14 protein-coding genes are annotated in these 15834 nt (G+C 69.7%); 6 read left to right on the top strand and 8 right to left on the bottom strand.

All coding sequences use genetic code 11. The features are described 5' to 3' along the window. Nucleotides 1–7 precede the first annotated feature (7 nt). The 3 genes from ACQFZP_RS17380 (at nt 8) to ACQFZP_RS17370 (ending at nt 3110) form a co-directional block, all read left to right on the top strand. Nucleotides 8–499, top strand: coding sequence for an FBP domain-containing protein (locus ACQFZP_RS17380; protein ID WP_211892238.1), 492 nt, complete (start codon nt 8–10; stop codon nt 497–499). A gap of 117 nt (nt 500–616) precedes the next feature. Beyond that, nucleotides 617–2881, top strand: a complete 2265-nt coding sequence (locus tag ACQFZP_RS17375) for a carbon starvation CstA family protein (protein WP_211892237.1) — start codon at nt 617–619, stop codon at nt 2879–2881. Nucleotide 2882: 1 nt separating this feature from the next. Further along, the gene (locus tag ACQFZP_RS17370) at nt 2883–3110 is read left to right on the top strand and encodes a YbdD/YjiX family protein (protein ID WP_371029087.1); all 228 of its coding nucleotides are present in this window, start codon (nt 2883–2885) and stop codon (nt 3108–3110) included. Between the two features lie 7 nt (nt 3111–3117). Here ACQFZP_RS17370 and ACQFZP_RS17365 read toward each other — a convergent pair whose 3' ends face one another. Beyond that, entirely contained in the window at nt 3118–3495 is a 378-nt protein-coding gene (locus ACQFZP_RS17365) for an SdpI family protein (RefSeq protein ID WP_104310409.1), read from the bottom strand. 68 nt (nt 3496–3563) lie between these two features. After that, on the bottom strand, nt 3564–3809 hold the full coding sequence (locus ACQFZP_RS17360; RefSeq protein ID WP_104310410.1) for a DUF3073 domain-containing protein: 246 nt from the start codon (nt 3807–3809) through the stop codon (nt 3564–3566). A 179-nt stretch (nt 3810–3988) separates the two neighbouring features. Here ACQFZP_RS17360 and ACQFZP_RS17355 point away from each other — a divergent pair, with 179 nt between their 5' ends. Beyond that, a complete protein-coding gene (locus tag ACQFZP_RS17355) occupies nt 3989–5182 on the top strand; it encodes a flavin-containing monooxygenase (protein ID WP_104310411.1) in 1194 nt (397 codons plus the stop codon). A gap of 28 nt (nt 5183–5210) precedes the next feature. Here the strand turns inward: ACQFZP_RS17355 and ACQFZP_RS17350 are convergent, their stop codons facing one another. The 6 genes from ACQFZP_RS17350 to ACQFZP_RS17325 form a co-directional block, all read right to left on the bottom strand. Beyond that, nucleotides 5211–6692: a permease gene (locus tag ACQFZP_RS17350; protein WP_211892236.1), complete on the bottom strand. Its 1482-nt coding sequence runs from the start codon at nt 6690–6692 to the stop codon at nt 5211–5213. Next, the gene (locus tag ACQFZP_RS17345; protein WP_211892235.1) at nt 6689–7462 is read right to left on the bottom strand and encodes an ABC transporter ATP-binding protein; all 774 of its coding nucleotides are present in this window, start codon (nt 7460–7462) and stop codon (nt 6689–6691) included. Before ACQFZP_RS17345 ends, ACQFZP_RS17350 begins: the two co-directional genes overlap by 4 nt. 134 nt (nt 7463–7596) lie before the next feature. Beyond that, on the bottom strand, nt 7597–8061 hold the full coding sequence (locus ACQFZP_RS17340) for a CrcB family protein (protein WP_211892234.1): 465 nt from the start codon (nt 8059–8061) through the stop codon (nt 7597–7599). Next, nucleotides 8061–8519 carry a fluoride efflux transporter FluC gene (locus ACQFZP_RS17335; protein ID WP_211892233.1) on the bottom strand — a complete coding sequence of 153 codons (459 nt, stop codon included), beginning with the start codon at nt 8517–8519 and terminating at the stop codon, nt 8061–8063. The genes ACQFZP_RS17340 and ACQFZP_RS17335 overlap by 1 nt, the downstream gene beginning before the upstream one ends. Before the next feature lie 252 nt (nt 8520–8771). Further along, nucleotides 8772–9812, bottom strand: coding sequence for a PadR family transcriptional regulator (locus ACQFZP_RS17330; protein WP_211892232.1), 1041 nt, complete (start codon nt 9810–9812; stop codon nt 8772–8774). Beyond that, entirely contained in the window at nt 9809–10828 is a 1020-nt protein-coding gene (locus ACQFZP_RS17325; RefSeq protein ID WP_104310417.1) for a hypothetical protein, read from the bottom strand. The genes ACQFZP_RS17330 and ACQFZP_RS17325 overlap by 4 nt, the downstream gene beginning before the upstream one ends. A 195-nt stretch (nt 10829–11023) precedes the next feature. Between ACQFZP_RS17325 and ACQFZP_RS17320 the strand changes: the two genes are divergently transcribed. Together ACQFZP_RS17320 and ACQFZP_RS17315 are read left to right on the top strand one after the other, a co-directional pair. After that, on the top strand, nt 11024–12112 hold the full coding sequence (locus ACQFZP_RS17320; RefSeq protein WP_211892231.1) for a YdcF family protein: 1089 nt from the start codon (nt 11024–11026) through the stop codon (nt 12110–12112). Nucleotides 12113–12238: 126 nt separating this feature from the next. Next, nucleotides 12239–15706 carry an efflux RND transporter permease subunit gene (locus ACQFZP_RS17315; RefSeq protein WP_249312706.1) on the top strand — a complete coding sequence of 1156 codons (3468 nt, stop codon included), beginning with the start codon at nt 12239–12241 and terminating at the stop codon, nt 15704–15706. Nucleotides 15707–15834 lie beyond the last annotated feature (128 nt).

Below are 15834 nucleotides of genomic sequence, written 5' to 3'. Positions count from 1 at the left end.
TCGTCGGATGCAGCAGCTCACCGAGGCCCAGATTCGGGATGCGTTCGTGAACGCCTCGCGCAAGGAGGTCAGCGACGTGACCCTGCCGCCCGGTTTCCACGATATCGACTGGGGGCGTCGCGACTACCTTGGCTGGACGGACCCGAAGTTGGGGCGTCGCGCCTACGCGGTGGTCCCCGTCGACGGCGAGCTCGTGGGGATCGTGTTCGAGCGGGCGCGCAAGCTGCCGACGCGTCGGGCGATGTGCTCGTGGTGCGAGGACGTGACGCTGCCCAACGACGTCGTCTTCTACAGCGCGAAGCGCACGGGGGACGCGGGCCGGCGCGGCGACACCGTCGGGACGCTCGTGTGCGCTGCGTTCGAGTGCTCGGCGAACGTGCGCCGCCTGCCTCCGTCCGCGTACATCGGCTATGACCGGGATGCGGCGCGCGAGCAGCGCACGGAGAACCTGCGGACGCGCGCGGCGAGCTTCGCGCGCAACCTCCGCGACGGGGTCTGACCGAGTCCGTCGTGCGCCCGGGTCTCGATCCGGTCACTCCCTCCTTCCGGAGGTGGCGAGTGTCGGTGGCATGGTCCATCGTGGACTCCACGACAGCCACTCGACGAGGAGCGACCTGTGAGCCACGACGCGAAGAACAGCGGAGCAGCACTCCGCGACCCTGAACTGCCACCTGTAGCGGTGGAGGATCTCGATCCAGACGCCGAGAAGCCGAGGTGGACGCCGGCGAAGGTCGCCCTGTGGGTCGGCATCGGGCTCTTGGGCGGTCTGGCCTGGACGATGCTCGCGATCGTCCGCGGCGAGACGGTCAACGCCATCTGGTTCGTGTTCGCCGCCGTCTGCACCTACCTCATCGCCTACCGCTTCTACTCGAAGCTCATCGAGCGCAAGCTCACACGCCCTGACGACCGCCGCGCGACACCTGCCGAGTACAAGGCGAACGGCAAGGACTTCGTGCCGACCGACCGTCGCGTGCTGTACGGCCACCACTTCGCGGCGATCGCCGGCGCAGGTCCTCTGGTCGGGCCGGTGCTGGCAGCGCAGATGGGGTACCTGCCCGGCACGGTGTGGATCATCGTCGGCGTCGTCCTCGCGGGTGCCGTGCAGGACTACCTCATCCTGTTCTTCTCGACCCGCCGCGGAGGTCGCTCGCTCGGGCAGATGGCCCGCGACGAGCTCGGCGTAATCGGCGGCATCGCGGCGCAGATCGCGACGCTCGTCATCATGATCATCATCGTCGCGATCCTCGCGCTCGTGGTCGTCAACGCGCTCGGCGAGAGCCCGTGGGGTGTCTTCAGCGTCTCCATGACCATCCCGATCGCCCTCTTCATGGGGCTCTACCTGCGCTACCTGCGCCCGGGCAAGATCACCGAGATCTCCATCATCGGCTTCGTGCTGCTCATGTTCGCGATCGTCGCCGGCGGCTGGATCGCCGACACCGAGTGGGGCACGCAGCTCTTCACGCTCGACCGCACGACCATCGCCTGGGGCATCATCATCTACGGCTTCGTCGCCGCCGTCCTCCCCGTCTGGCTCCTGCTCGCACCTCGCGACTACCTGTCGACGTTCATGAAGATCGGCGTCATCGTCATGCTCGCCGGCGCGATCGTCGTCGTGCGCCCCGAGATCGAGGTGCCGGCGTTCAGCGAGTTCGCGAGCCGCGTCGACGGTCCGGTCTTCTCGGGCTCGCTCTTCCCGTTCCTCTTCGTGACGATCGCGTGCGGCGCCCTCTCCGGGTTCCACGCGCTCATCGCATCCGGAACCACCCCGAAGCTCGTCGAGAAAGAGAAGCAGACCCGCTTCATCGGCTACGGCGGCATGCTCATGGAGTCGTTCGTCGCCATCATGGCGCTCGTCGCGGCGCTCTCCATCGACCGGGGCATCTACTTCGCCATGAACTCATCGGCGGCCGCGACGGGAGGCACCATCGAGGGTGCCGTCGCGTTCGTCAACTCTCTGGGTCTGACTGGCGTCAACCTGTCGCCGGATGCCCTCTCGACGATGGCGTCGAACGTCGGCGAGGAGAGCATCGTGTCCCGCACGGGCGGCGCGCCGACCCTCGCCGTGGGGCTCGCGCAGATCATGCAGCAGTTCATCGGGGGCGTCGGCATGATGAGCTTCTGGTACCACTTCGCGATCATGTTCGAGGCGCTCTTCATCCTCACCGCTGTTGACGCCGGCACCCGAGTCGCCCGATTCATGCTGCAGGATGCGATCGGCAACTTCGTGCCGAAGTTCCGCGACCCCGACTGGAGGTTGGGCGCCTGGATCGCCACCGCTGTCATGGTGGCGGGCTGGGGCGCGATCCTCATCATGGGCGTCACCGACCCCTTGGGTGGCATCAATACGCTCTTCCCGCTGTTCGGTATCGCGAATCAGCTGCTCGCCGCCATCGCGCTGGCGATCTGCCTCACGATCGTCGCCAAGAAGGGCCTCTTCAAGTGGATGTGGATCGTCGCGCTCCCGCTTGCGTTCGTCGCGGTCGTCACGATCACGGCGTCGGCGTTCAAGATCTTCTCGCCGGTCCCCGCCGTCGGGTACTGGGCGCAGAACGCGGCCTTCCGGGATGCGCTCGCGGCTGGCGAGACGAGCTTCGGCAACGCGAAGACCGTCGAGGCCATGGAAGCGGTCGTGCGCAACACCACCGTGCAGGGTTCCCTGTCGATCCTGTTCGTGACGCTGTCGATCATCGTCATCGTCGCCGCGCTCGTCCGCACCTTCCGCGCGATGCGGGGCGACCTCGGCCAGAGCACGGAGGACCCGGTGACGCCGTCGCGGCTGTACGCCCCAGCGGGGTTCCTGCCGACCAAGCCGGAGCGCGAGCTGCAGCGCGAATGGGACGCGGTCCCCGCCGAAAAGCGCCCCGACATCGTGAGGCACTGACGTGACGAGCACTCCGACCTCTGGGATGCGCCTGGCTGTGGACACAGTCGGGCGCGTCCTGCGAGCCATCCGCTGGTACGTGACGTCGATGATGGGCGACAACGCCTACGAGGTGTACGTCGCGCACCAGCGCCGCGCGCATCCGGGCGTCGAGCCGATGGGCGAGCGCGCGTTCTGGAGGGAGCGCACCGACGAGCAGGACAGGAACCCGCAGGGACGCTGCTGCTGAACCCCGCCTACAGGCCCGCGACGCCCTTCGCCGCCCGATGAGCGATCACCAGACTCGAGATGACGCCCGCCAGCGTCGCCACGACTGCGAGAGCGAGCGATACAAGGTACGGCGCGACTGTTCCGGCGGAGAGCACGGATACCACCGCGAACACGATGCCTGCCCCAGCTCCCGTATTCGCGGGTCGAAGCGCCGCTTCGTGCCCGGCGCGCCAAGCCTCATCCGAGGAACGGGTCGCCGCCGTCCGCAAACCCGCATACCCCCAGCGATCGAGTCGACCATCCGCACCCCAGCGAACCGTGAGCATGCTCACGAGGTTGCCGACGATGAGGATGACCGCCACAGCGATGGCGGCGGGAAAGCTCGGCGGCTGGAGTTCGATCACTGCGGATTTCGAGTTCGGCTCAGAGGCAGACGGCAACTGCGCGGCTCGGGGGAGCCGTTCGCAGACGCCTACGCGCGCTTCTGCTCGTAGCCGCTCGCGTCGTCGTCTTCGTCGGCATCATCATCGTCGAGGTACTCGGACCACTTCGAGAGGATGTCGTCGGCTGGTTCTTCAGTGACTGGCTGCGTCGCCGGATAGCTCGAGGAGCCACCGGACAGTTCACGTGCCAGCGCGTCATAGTTCGTCTCATGTACGGAGTACTTGAGCTCACGGGCGACCTTGGTGTGCTTCGCCTTTTGACGGCCACGCCCCATGCGTAACCCCCTTATAAATCGGGCCGGGCAGGAATGGCCACCCGGTCGCACGTCGGTAACGAAAATCTGACGCTCACATTACCACGGCGGCCGAGCTAATCTTCGGTGCGCCGACCCGGCCACGTCACCCCGCGTCTCTAGACTGACCCCTACCGGACGGAAGCTCGTCGACCGTCCGAGTGACCGCACAGGTGCGCCCCCAGCGCCTCGACAGGAAGCCGGACGTGCACAGCGTGAAGACCGACATCGACCTCGTCGTCATCGGCGCGGGCGTGCCAGGTGTGACCGTCGCCGCGACGCTCGCCGAGATGGGTCTGCGTCCGCTGCGGGATTTCGTTGTCTTCGATGCAGAGCCCCAGCCCGGCGGGTCGTGGGGGCGCGGCTGGGATTTCCAGACGGTCGGTCACACGCCGCTCCTCACGGGGCCTCCCGGGTTGTCCGAGCTGGGTATCCGACTGAGCGACCAGGATCCGGAGGCCATCGTCCGCGACATCATGCCGCCGCTCATGCGCCGCTACGAGGATGCCTACGACCTGTTCGTGGCGCGGCCCGTGCGCGTGCTGAGGGTCGAGGCGATGCGTCGCTCCCCGCATCTGACGGTGCACATCCAGGTGCGTGATCGTCCGCCCCGGACCATCACGACGCGATACGTCATCAACGCCACGGGCGACTGGTCGTCGCCGTTCGTGCCCTGGTATCCGGGGGCATTGGAATTCGCGGGCGAGCAGCTGCCATCCGCCCACATCGAGTCGCTGGCCGGATTCGCGGGCAAGCGCGTCATGGTCGTCGGTGGCGGCCGTTCAGCTGTCACGATCCTGCGCGAGCTCGAGCCGATCGCGGCGGCGACCGCATGGTCGACCCGACGTGAGCCCGACTTCCACGAGCTCCCGCGCCTCACGCTGCCGTCCCGCACCGACTCGCGGCAGCGCGACATGGATGCGCGCCACGAGGCGGAGTTCGTGCGCTTCGTCGAGCGCGGGGAGCGCCTCCCGAGCGAGGTGAGCGTCCGCGGCATCCCCCTCTCGAGGGGGACGCTCGCCGCGATCCGCCGCGGGCTGCTCGTGTCTCGGGGGCCGCTCGCGAGCATCCAGCCGGACGGCGTCACACTCGCGAGCGGCGACCGCTTCGAGGCGGACGCGATCATCTGGGCGACGGGCAGCCGCCCCACGATGCGGCACCTCGCGCCCCTGCAGCTGCGCGAGCAGGGAGGGATGGCCCGGCTACGCGACGGATGGAGCCGCCGCGACAACCGTGTGGCGCTCCTCGGCTACGGCACGAACCGCCGCAACCCCGTCGCAGCCCGGCTCGACGCTGAACGCCTCGCCGAGGGCGTGTTCGACCGCCTCGGCGAGACCCCAGCCGACGTCAAGTAGGGCCTGCCCGGCGCCCCGCGTCCCAGCGCTAACCGCGGTGCGGCGAGGCGAGCACCGACGTGACGACGGGGCGAGTGCCGAGCAGGGCCAGCCAGACGGCGCCGAACCCGAGCGCGAAGCACAGCGCCATCGTGAGCATCGCGAGTGGCGCCACGAGCAGGGAGGCGCCGACGATCGGCAGCACCAGGGCGACCGCGGCGCCCGCCCCGCCGAGTGCGGCGAGCAGCAGGGGCGCCCAGACCTGCGCCCGTTGCGCCTTCTCGAAGACCGTGCGCGGCATGCCCGTGCGGTCCAGGGAGATGAGCAGCCTGCGCTCATCGAGGATCGCGGCGGCCTGCGAGACACCCACGGTGCACGCCAGCATGAGGAAGGCGATGAACAGCGTCAGGAAGACCCCAGTCCGGAGGTCGGTCATGAGCGTGAGGTCCTCCGCCGAGACCCCCTCGGTGCCGCCCACCATGTCCAGCAACGCGAGTCCGCTGCCGCTTATGACGGCGACGAACGCGATCATCGCGATACCGGACACGCTTCGCCAGGCCACGCCGGGCGCCTCCGCGAGGCGGCGCCCCGCGATGAGGCGAGCCGGCGTCTTCGCGCGCTTCGCCATCTGCCGACCGATCAGCCCGACGAGCGGTCCGCCTGCGAGGTTGATGGCGAGCATCCCGATCGCGAACGGCACGACCAGGGCGAGGACGATGCCGACGATGCCGAGCGCCGAGACGAATCCCTGGGCCAAGCTGACGAGGCCGAGCGCGACGAGCAGGGCGACGACGCCGCCAGCGAGTGCGAGCCACTTCACCCGCGGTGCCTTGTCGCGCTTGCGCACGCCCAGGGGCGTGACGCGCACGGCGGCGAGTCCGGCGAAGGAGCTCGCCGCGGCAAGCACCGCGATGCCCGCGGCGGTCGCGGCGAGGATCGGGAACCCGACCCACAGGGACGCGGCCCCGACGGCCCCGCCGTAGAAGTGCAGCAACCCGACGACGGGAAGCAGCGCCGCGTAGAGCGCCGTCCCGGCCAGGATGCCCACGACGGCGATGAGTGTCGCCTCGGCCACGGCGAGCATCGTCACGACGGTCGTGGACGCGCCGAGCAGTCTCAGCGTCGCGAGCCGGTCGTCGCGTCGCCTCGCGGAGAGGCGCGCGGCGGCGACGCCGAGCGTCAGCAGCGGCACGGCCAGCAGGGTCAGCGCGAAGACGGCGAAGAAGCCGTGCGACTGCATGCCGGCCGGCGGGTTGAAGAGCATGATGGTGCCGCCGACGACGATCAGCGTGAGGGCCGTCACGACGGCGAACGCCACGGCGGGGAGGGCGACCGCAGCGACGCCGACGGTGTCGGGCCGGGTGAGCATCCGCAGGAGCGTGAGCGCCGGGATGCGTCCGGTTCCGCGAGGCGCGGGACCCGGGATGCGCGGGCCCTGAGCGACCGTCGAGCTGGCGGTCGGCGTGGCGCCCGCGGACGGGAGCGTGTCGCCGGTGGGCCCCGGGAAGCTCGCCCCTCGCGCGGCGCTCATGCGCGGGCCGCCGAGTCGTCGAGGACGCGGCCGTCGCGCATCCGCACGGTGCGGTCGCAGCGGGCCGCGACCTCGGGATCGTGCGTGACGACGACCAGGCTCCGACCGGCGCGGGAGGTCGCGGCCAGCAGCGCCGTCATGACGTCGGAGCTCGTTGCCGAATCGAGGGCACCCGTCGGTTCGTCGGCGAACACGATGCGGGCGCCCGTGACCTGGGCGCGGGCGATTGCGACGCGCTGCGCCTGGCCGCCGGACAGCTCGCCGATGCGACGCGCCTCCATGCCGCGGAGGCCCATGGCCGCGAGCCACTCGCCGGCGGCGTGCTCGGCGCGCTTGCGCTCGACGCCGCACAGCATGGCCGCGAGGGCGACGTTCTCGAGCGCCGTGAGCTCCGGGAGGAGCATCCCCTCCTGGAACACGAAGCCGAACTCGGTGCGGCGCAGGTCGGTGCGCTTCGCCTCCGACATGTCCGTCATCTCACGGCTGCCACCCTCAGCGTGCAGCTGGATGCTGCCGGAGTCGGGGGTGATGATGCCCGCCAGGCTGTGCAGCAGCGTCGTCTTCCCGGAGCCGGAAGCGCCCATGATCGCGAGCGCCTCGCCCGCCCGGACTGCGAGGCTCACGCCGGCGAGCGCGACCGTCGCGCCGTAGGTCTTCGTGAGCGAGTGCGCCGCGAGGACGGCGCCGGGGTGATGGGCGCCGGCAGCGGTGGAGGTTTGAGCGCCAGGACGCGGCGCCGCTGGTGTCTGGAAGCCTGGGTGAGAAGTCATGGTTCCAAGGTGCCCGCACAGGTGGCCGCGACTCGACCATCTGGGGGCTCATCCGCCCCCTCCTGCAGGAGGGCTTTCCGGGATGCGCGTCATCCGCGAGGATGACCCGCGGTGCCCTGCCACCGGTGGTGTCGCTACCAGGTGAGCAGGCCAAGTCCAAGGTTGGCGCCGAGCAGCTGACCGACCGTCACGCCGATCAGGGCCGCGAACACGCCCCAGAGCATCTGGACGACCACGATGATCGCGGTCTTGCCGAGCTTCCTCGCGCTGAGCGCGTTCGCCGCGTCGAGCATCACTGAGCTCCAGGAGCTCATCCCGCCGCAGAAGCCCGAGATGACGACCATCGAGGCGACGGTCGGGAGCGGCAGCAGTCCCGCCGCCAACCCGGCGATCAACGATGCGATCACGTTCACGATCATGAGGCGCCACTCTGGTGCCACGCGGCGGGGGAGCCGAGCGTCAGCCGCCGTGGGAGAACCGGCCACCGCGGCACCTGTGTGGTGGGCCGGGACCCGCGGCCACCCTTCGACGGCGACGTAGCGGACACAGGCGCCGACACCGCCGGCGATGGCAACCGCGAGGATGAAGAGGACGTCCATCAGCGCGCTCCACCTCCCGCCGGCGGCGGAGAGATGCGGCGCCCGAGAGCGCGGCCGAGGACGATCGCGAGGACCCCGCCGAGCGTGCCGAGCACAAACGCGGCGATTGCCCACGCGGACGTGGAGAAGACGAGTGCCAGCGCAAGCGCGATGAGCGAGAATGTCGTGAAGCCTCCGCAGAAGCCAGGGCCGAGCGCCGCACGCCACCCGGCGCGCTGCGCAGGCCAATGGGCACCCGCCACGATGCCGAGAGCCAGCGACCCCGCGAGGTTGGCGATCAGGGCCGCCAGGATGTCCGAATCGAGGACGTGCATGCTTCCGGCTGACAGCTCGACGAGGTCCGCCGTGCCCTGCGGCATCGTCGCGGTTGAGACGACCGAGCCGAGCCACACCCGGGCGAGCGTGCCGAGGGCTCCGCCGAGGAACACGGCGAGGAGGAGGCGGGCTGGCGTTCGCACGCGGCAACCGTACTCCCAGGGCGAGGGTGGCGCCAGCCCGCTTCCGAGGGTCCCGCCCGCTGGCCAGCTTCGGTGACAGACGGCGGCGTCCGGCGCCGAATCGTGCCAGAACCCGCGTTTCGTCACCGAAGTTGGACGGGGGAGGGCGCAATTCTCCGTGCGGTCGGGCGCGGGTCGCAACGGTCGCCGGGGTCGCCGCGGACACCGAAGGGCCGCCTCCCGTCATGGGAAGCGGCCCTCCGATACCGTGATTCAGGTGCCGGGCGCGTCCTTCTCGTCGCGAGTCCCGAGAGCGTGAGAGATGCGCTCGCGGACTCGTTCCAGCTCCTGGTCGAGGAACGTCACGATCCCGGGTGAGAGGTGCTGCGCGCTCTGCGCGGCGCGGAGCTCCTGTCGAAGCTCGTGCCTGAACTTGTTGAGCACGAGGTCCGCCTGGGACATGGCCTCGAGCTGCTCACGACCGGCGTCACGCCGCGGGTTGCTCGCGGAACTCGTGGTTCCGGTTTTCGGAGCCTCGCTCGTGCCGCTGTTGCTGTTGCTGTGGCTGTCGCTGTCGCTGCCGCTGCCGCTGTCGTCGTTCCAGACGTGCGAGCTGGTCGCCGATGCCCAGGTGTCGAACCTGCCGTGCGTGCGGTGCCCCGAGCTCGGTGCACCCGGCGCACCCGGGGCCTCGGGCGTCGGCGGAGCCTGTGGCGGGTCCTGCGGGCGAGGCTCGCCGGGCGCCGTCGTGCCGTCGGCGAATCCAGGCGCTGAGGATCCCGGAGCTGTCTTGCCCGGGGTGGAGAACGGGGCGTCGCGGGGCTCGTTCCAGCCTTTTGCCGCGCCGGCGAAGAACCCGCGAGCTGACGCAGCTCCTGCTGCTCCCGCACTTGCCGCCTTCTCGAAGCCCGAACGTGCGTCCGGCCCGAGTTCCTGGGCGAGGCGCGCGAACTCGGCGCGGAGCTCTTCGCGCGCGCTGGCGAGGCCATGCCGGACGTCAGCGGCGAGGCGGCGGACGGAGGAGTCGACGTCCTGCTCGATGGCGGCGAGCTCATCGCGTCTCGAGTCGAGCTCGCGTCGCCCCGCTTCCGTGATGCGATAGACGCTCTTGCGGCCGTCGTTGTGCTTCGTCACGAGGCCTTCCTCTTCGAGCTTCGCGAGGCGCGGGTAGATGGTGCCGGCGCTCGGCGAGTAGGTGCCGTCGAAGCGCTCGGAGAGTGCCTGGATGAGCTCGTAGCCGTGGCGTGGCTGGTCCTCGAGGAGGCTCAGCAGATAGAGGCGGAGGTGTCCGTGGGCGAAGACTGGCGGGGTCATGCGGTGCCTCCTGGCTTCGTGGCGTCTGATGCGGTGTCGGTGTCAGCGTCGGCGCTGGCGTCGACCTCGATGTTGCCCCCCGGTTCGGCATCGGCGCCCGCGGTGTCGGGCTTCGCGGTGCCTGCTGCGGGCGTGCTGGCGTGGTCATCCTCGGTCGCGGGCGCGATGCGGGCGTCGATGCGCTCATCGAAGTCGGCCGGTGTGTCGCCTGCCCGCGGGGTGCGCGCGGAGAGCATGACGGAGACGCGGCCGGTGACGGTGCTGATGCGCACGTCGGTGACCTCGCCCTCGACGGGCTCCGAGCGGTAGGTGGTTCCTCTGAGCGGTTCGAGGTGCAGGCCGTCGAGCTGCACGGAGGAGCCGACGGTCGAGACCTGGTAGCTGGGGTGCGTTCCGCTCGGGAGTCGCACGGTCGTTGCCCCGCTGACCGACCTGTTGGCGACGAGGGTGGGGGATCCGGATGTGACGTCGACGATCGTTGCTCCTGAGACTGTGCTGCCGTCGAAGCTCACGATGGGGCCTGTCGCGGTGACGTCGCCTGATGCCGTCTTCACCACGGCCTTGCCAGCGTGGCCGCGGACGCTGATCTCGCCGCCGATGGAGTTGAGGTGCAGCTCGCCTTGGGTGGCGTCGAGGAACTGCTCGCCGCCGACGGTGTTGACGTCGATGCGTCCGTCGATGCCTGCGACCAGCACCTCTGAGCTCACGCCGAGGATGTCGACGTCGACACCTGCTGGGACGAGCACGCTCACGACGACGGTCGGCTGGTTCCAGATCGTCTTGGCGGAGGTCTGCACGTCGGTCCACGACAGCTGGGGGTGGTCGATGAGGAGCTGGTCTCCATCGATGGCGATCTTGAGGTCACGGCCGGTGATGGCGGACACCTCGATGCGGGTACTCGGCTCGTCGTGCGCGAGCACGCTGATGGCGCCGCCTGCGAGTCTCGCGCGAACGCTGCGGACGGTCTGCACGTCGATGACGCGGGGCCCGTCTACGATCCACTGTTCAATGGCCATGGCTGCTCCTCGGGAGGGTGTTCTGGATGCGTTCCGGTGGTGAGTCCGGCAACCGACAGTCACGTTATATCGCGATTCTGAGCATTCGCGTTATATCGCGACATGCGGGCGGGTGGTCGCGGCCCCGAGCGCGTAGGCCATACTGAGCCCGTTCCGCCGTCGCTCGGCGGTGGGGAACGGAAGGCGACGCGCATCATGGAGATTCTGGGCATCACGGGCATCGCGCTGCTCTCCACGCTCATCCTCTTCGGGCTGGCCGCGCTCGTGGCCGTCATCGCCGTGCGGCGGACGCGCGAGGAGCCGCGCAGGTTGAGCAACGGCGTCTGGCTCGTTGCCGCCGTCATCGCAGTGACCTCAGCGCTCTCCGGCCTGAGCAGCGGTTTCGCTGGGCTCGTCGGCGCGGTCACGGGGCTGCCGCTCATCCTCTCCCCGCTCCTGCTGCTCGTGCTCATCGTCACCCTGCTGCTGAACGGGGCGCGCATGCTCCGGCGCGAGGGGCGCTCGCTCGGCAACCTGCTCTCGCTGGTGCTCGCCGTCGTCCTCGCGGCCCTGGCCGCGCTCCCCTTCGCCGCCGTGCTGATCGACGACCGGACCTTCTTCGCGGTGGCCCTCTTCGTCGCCCTCGGCGCCGCCTATCTCGGGGCGGCTTTCGTGCTGTTCCTCGGCTACTCGTGGCTCTACGCTCGGCTGGTGCGCGGCGCGGCCGGCACGTGGGTGATCGTGCTCGGCTCCGGGCTGTCCGGCGGACGCCGCGTGCCGCCCTTGCTCGCGTCTCGCATCCGGACGGGCCTGGATGCGGCGCACCGTGTCGGGGCTGCGGTCGTCGTCATGTCCGGCGGGCAGGGCAGCGACGAGGCGCTGGCCGAGGGTCGTGCCATGCGCGAGTGGGCGCTCGACCCAGCGAACGCGGGCGGTGACCTCGGGAGCCGGGAGGTCGCAGTCGGCGTGGCCAGCCCTCGCATCCTGAGCGAGGAGGAGTCGGTCAACACCGAGGAGAATCTGCGGTTCACGAAGGCAATCCTCGAGCGCGAGGGCGTCACGGGCCCCGGCATCATCGCCACCAGCAACTATCACGCCATGCGAGCGGCGATGCTGGCGCGCGAGCTCGGCATCGATGCGCAGGCCGTGCAGGCGCCCGTCGCCCGCTACTACTGGCCGAGCGCGATCCTGCGCGAATTCGCCGCGATCCTCAGACGGTATCTGCTGCTCAACCTCACCGCTGGTCTGCTCTTCGCGCTGCCGCTGCCTGTTCTCAGCCTCGTGCTGGCGCTCGGGGTGAGCTGAGCTGGGCCGTTGCGCTCAGAGAACCCTCGAATGAGTTCCTGACCACGGATTCGGGAGGCGCTCAGCGGGGTTCCGGAGACTGTCGGAGGTGCGTGCAAGACTGACCGGGTGCACAAACTCGCTGAGATGAGCTTGAGAAACCGCGCGCTGATCGCCCTTGTGACGCTCTCCGTGCTCCTCTTCGGTGGCCTGTCGATGACCTCGCTCAAGCAGGAACTGATTCCGTCGGTCTCCCTGCCTATCGTCTCGGTCGTCACGAGCTACCCGGGCGCCTCGCCCGAGATCGTCGACGAGGACGTATCCCGCCTCGTCGAGACGTCGCTCCAGGGGCTCCAGGGGCTCTCCTCGACCCAGGTCACCTCCAGCGCGAACCTCTCGTCGGTGACGGTCGAATTCGAGTACGGCACCGACACGGTCTACGCAGAGCAGCGCATCCAGCAGGCCCTCAACCGCATCGAGAGCCAACTCCCCGAGGGCACCGAGACGACCGTGCTCAGCGGATCGATCGATGACTTCCCGGTCATCCAGATCGCGGCCACCGGCGGCACAAATGCTGAAGAGCTGGCCGCGAGCCTCGAGAGCTCGACCGTGCCCGGTCTCACCGAACTCGACGGGGTGCGCGAAGCGGCGGTCAGCGGCGCACCGGTCTCTCGCATCGAGATCACCCCAGACCAGGCGGCGCTCGCGGGAGCTGGCGCCAGCATCCAGAGCATCCGCGACACGCTCGACGCCGCCGGCACGCTCATCCCCATCGGCCAGATCACCGAGGGCGACGACGCCCTCACCGTGCAGGCCGGGACGCTGCTGGACAACGTCGACGCCATCGCCGCCCTTCCGCTCAGCGGCGCGAACCCCGCCACGACCACCCTCAGCGACGTCGCCACGCTCGAGCTCGGACCGGAGCCCGCCAGCTCCATCTCCCGCGTCAACGGCGAAGACGCCCTCACGGTCTCCGTCACGAAGCTCGCGAACGCCAACACCGTCGAGGTCTCCCAGGCGGTTCGGGATGCGCTGCCCGCGCTCCAGGCGTCCATCGGCGGGGGCGCGACCCTGCAGATCGTGTTCGACCAGGCCCCGTTCATCCAGCAGTCGATCGACACGCTCGTCGTCGAAGGACTCCTGGGGCTCGTCTTCGCCGTCATCGTCATCTTCGTGTTCCTGCTGTCGTTCCGCGCGACGCTCGTGACCGCGATCTCCATCCCGACCTCGCTGCTCGTCACCTTCATCGGCCTGCAAGCCGCCGAGTACTCCCTCAACATCCTCACGCTCGGGGCGCTCACCATCGCGATCGGTCGAGTCGTCGACGACTCGATCGTGGTCATCGAGAACATCAAGCGGCACATGGCGATGCACCCCGGCGCCAGCCTGCGGGGCAGCGAACGCGTGCGAGTGATCTCCGAAGCGGTCCGCGAGGTGGCCACCGCCGTCACCAGCGCGACGATCGCCACCGTCGCCGTCTACCTCCCCATCGCGTTCGTCGGCGACATCTCCGGAGAGCTCTTCCGCCCGTTCGCGCTCACGAGCGTCATCGCCCTGTTGGCGTCGCTGCTCGTCTCCCTCACCATCGTGCCCGTGCTCGCCTACTGGATGCTCGGCGGGCGGCACCGCAAGCGTCGCGCCCGCGTCGGCACGGCGGAAACCTGGTCGGGCAACGGCAACGGCGCCGACAACGGCGCCGAGACCGGTGACGCGTCGACGCCTTCGGAGCCGAGCAGAGAACGTGAGCACGTGCTCGCGAGCGAATCCGCACCCGCCACGGACGTCGTCGCCGTCCAAGGCTCGGAGACGAAGACGGAGACGGCGAGCAGCGACGGCCCCGTCGAGGCCGTTCGAGTGCGCCCGCGCCGCGAACGCGCGCAGCGTGACGCCGGGAGGTTCGCACCCCTCGGTCTGCGGAGTGACGACGAAGAGCTCCACCCGCGCCGAGCCCGCCGCCGCCAGGCAGAACAGGGAGCGGGCGTCGCAGGTCGTGCAGAGCACGGCCCCGACTCCGAGCTCGCGACCGCGCACGAAGAATCGAGCTGGCTGCAGCGCGGCTACGAGCCGGTGCTGGGATGGACCCTCCGCCGACCCTTCATCACCCTCGGCGCGGCCGTCCTCATCCTCATCCTCACGGGCGCCCTCGCTCCGCTCATGAAGACCAACTTCCTCGGCAACACCGGCAGCAACAGCTTCACGGTGACGCAGGCTCTCGAACCCAACCTCACGCTCGCCGCCTCCGGGGAAGCCGCCTCGCAGGTGGAGGACATCCTGCGAGCCAAGCCAGGTGTCGAGACCGTGCAGCTCACGATCGGCGGAGGCGGCGCGGCCTCGCTCTTCACCGGCGGCGGCGCCTCACGCGCCAGCTTCTCCGTGACCACATCGACAGACGCCGACTCCGACGCGATCCAGGCCGAACTGCGCGAAGAACTCGACGCCCTCCCCGAAGAAGCTGGCGAGATCTCCGTCGGCGGCGGCGGAAGCGCCGGCTTCTCCAGCGCCATCAGCGTCGACCTCACGGCTCCAGACGCGGAGACGCTCCGCGAGGCGAGCGACCAGGTCGTCGCCACCCTCACCGGAGTCGAAGAACTCGGAGAAGTCACGAGCGACCTCGACGAGACCCGCCCCTTCGTGCAGATGGATATCGACCAGGCGACGGCCGCCCAGTACGGGCTCAGCCAGACCGCCATCGGCGGCATCGTCGCCCAGCAGCTCCAGCCCACCCCCGTCGGCTCCCTCACCGTCGACGGCGCCAGCGTGCAGGTCGTGCTGCTCGGGGCGGAACCGCCCGCCAACATCGATGCGCTTCGCGCCACGAGCATCCCAACCGCGCTCGGGCCCGTCCCGCTCACCACGCTCGCGACGGTCGAGATCGTCGACGGACCAGTCTCCATCTCGTCAGAGCGAGGCGTGCCCCTCGCCTCCGTCACCGTCGTCCCGACCGACGACAACCTGAGCTCCGCAAACGCACTCATCACCGAGCAGCTCGACTCGCTGACACTCCCAGAAGGCGCGACGGCTGTGCTCGGCGGCGTCAGCTCAGACCAGGCCGCCGCCTTCCAGCAGCTCGGGCTCGCACTGCTCGCCGCCATCCTCATCGTCTACATCGTCATGGTCGCGACGTTCAAGAGCCTCCTGCAGCCGCTGCTGCTCCTCGTCTCGGTACCCTTCGCCGCGACCGGAGCCATCCTGCTGCAGCTCGCGAGCGGGGTTCCCCTCGGCGTCGCCTCGCTCATCGGCGTGCTCATGCTCATCGGCGTGGTCGTCACGAACGCCATCGTGCTCATCGACCTCGTCAACCAGTTCAGGGAGCGAGGACTCGCCGTTCGCGACGCGATCCTCGCCGGCGGCGCCCGCCGAGTCCGTCCCATCGTCATGACCGCCCTCGCGACGATGCTCGCCCTCACGCCCATGGCGTTGGGCATCACCGGCCACGGCGGGTTCATCTCGCAGCCCCTCGCCCTCGTCGTCATCGGAGGACTCCTCTCCTCAACCGTCCTGACGCTCCTCGTGCTCCCCGCGCTCTACACGGTGGTCGAAGGCCCGCTTGAGCGGCGCCGCGCTCGACGTGACGCGCGCATCGAGGAAGAACTGGCCGCCAACGACGTCGACTGACCCGGTTGGGGGATCGGAGCGCGAGGACGTATCCGGACCCGCTCGGTCGCGGATTCCGGCGAGAGTTCGGGACGCCGCACGTTCCCGTCTGGTCAGAGCGAGCGACGTGAGCTAGCCTGGCAAGTTGG

The organism is Pseudoclavibacter sp. Marseille-Q434 (genome assembly GCF_050315415.1).
GTDB lineage: Bacteria > Actinomycetota > Actinomycetes > Actinomycetales > Microbacteriaceae > Pseudoclavibacter.
Note: the sequence above shows the minus strand (reverse complement) of the source record. Positions and strands in the feature narration are given on the sequence as shown.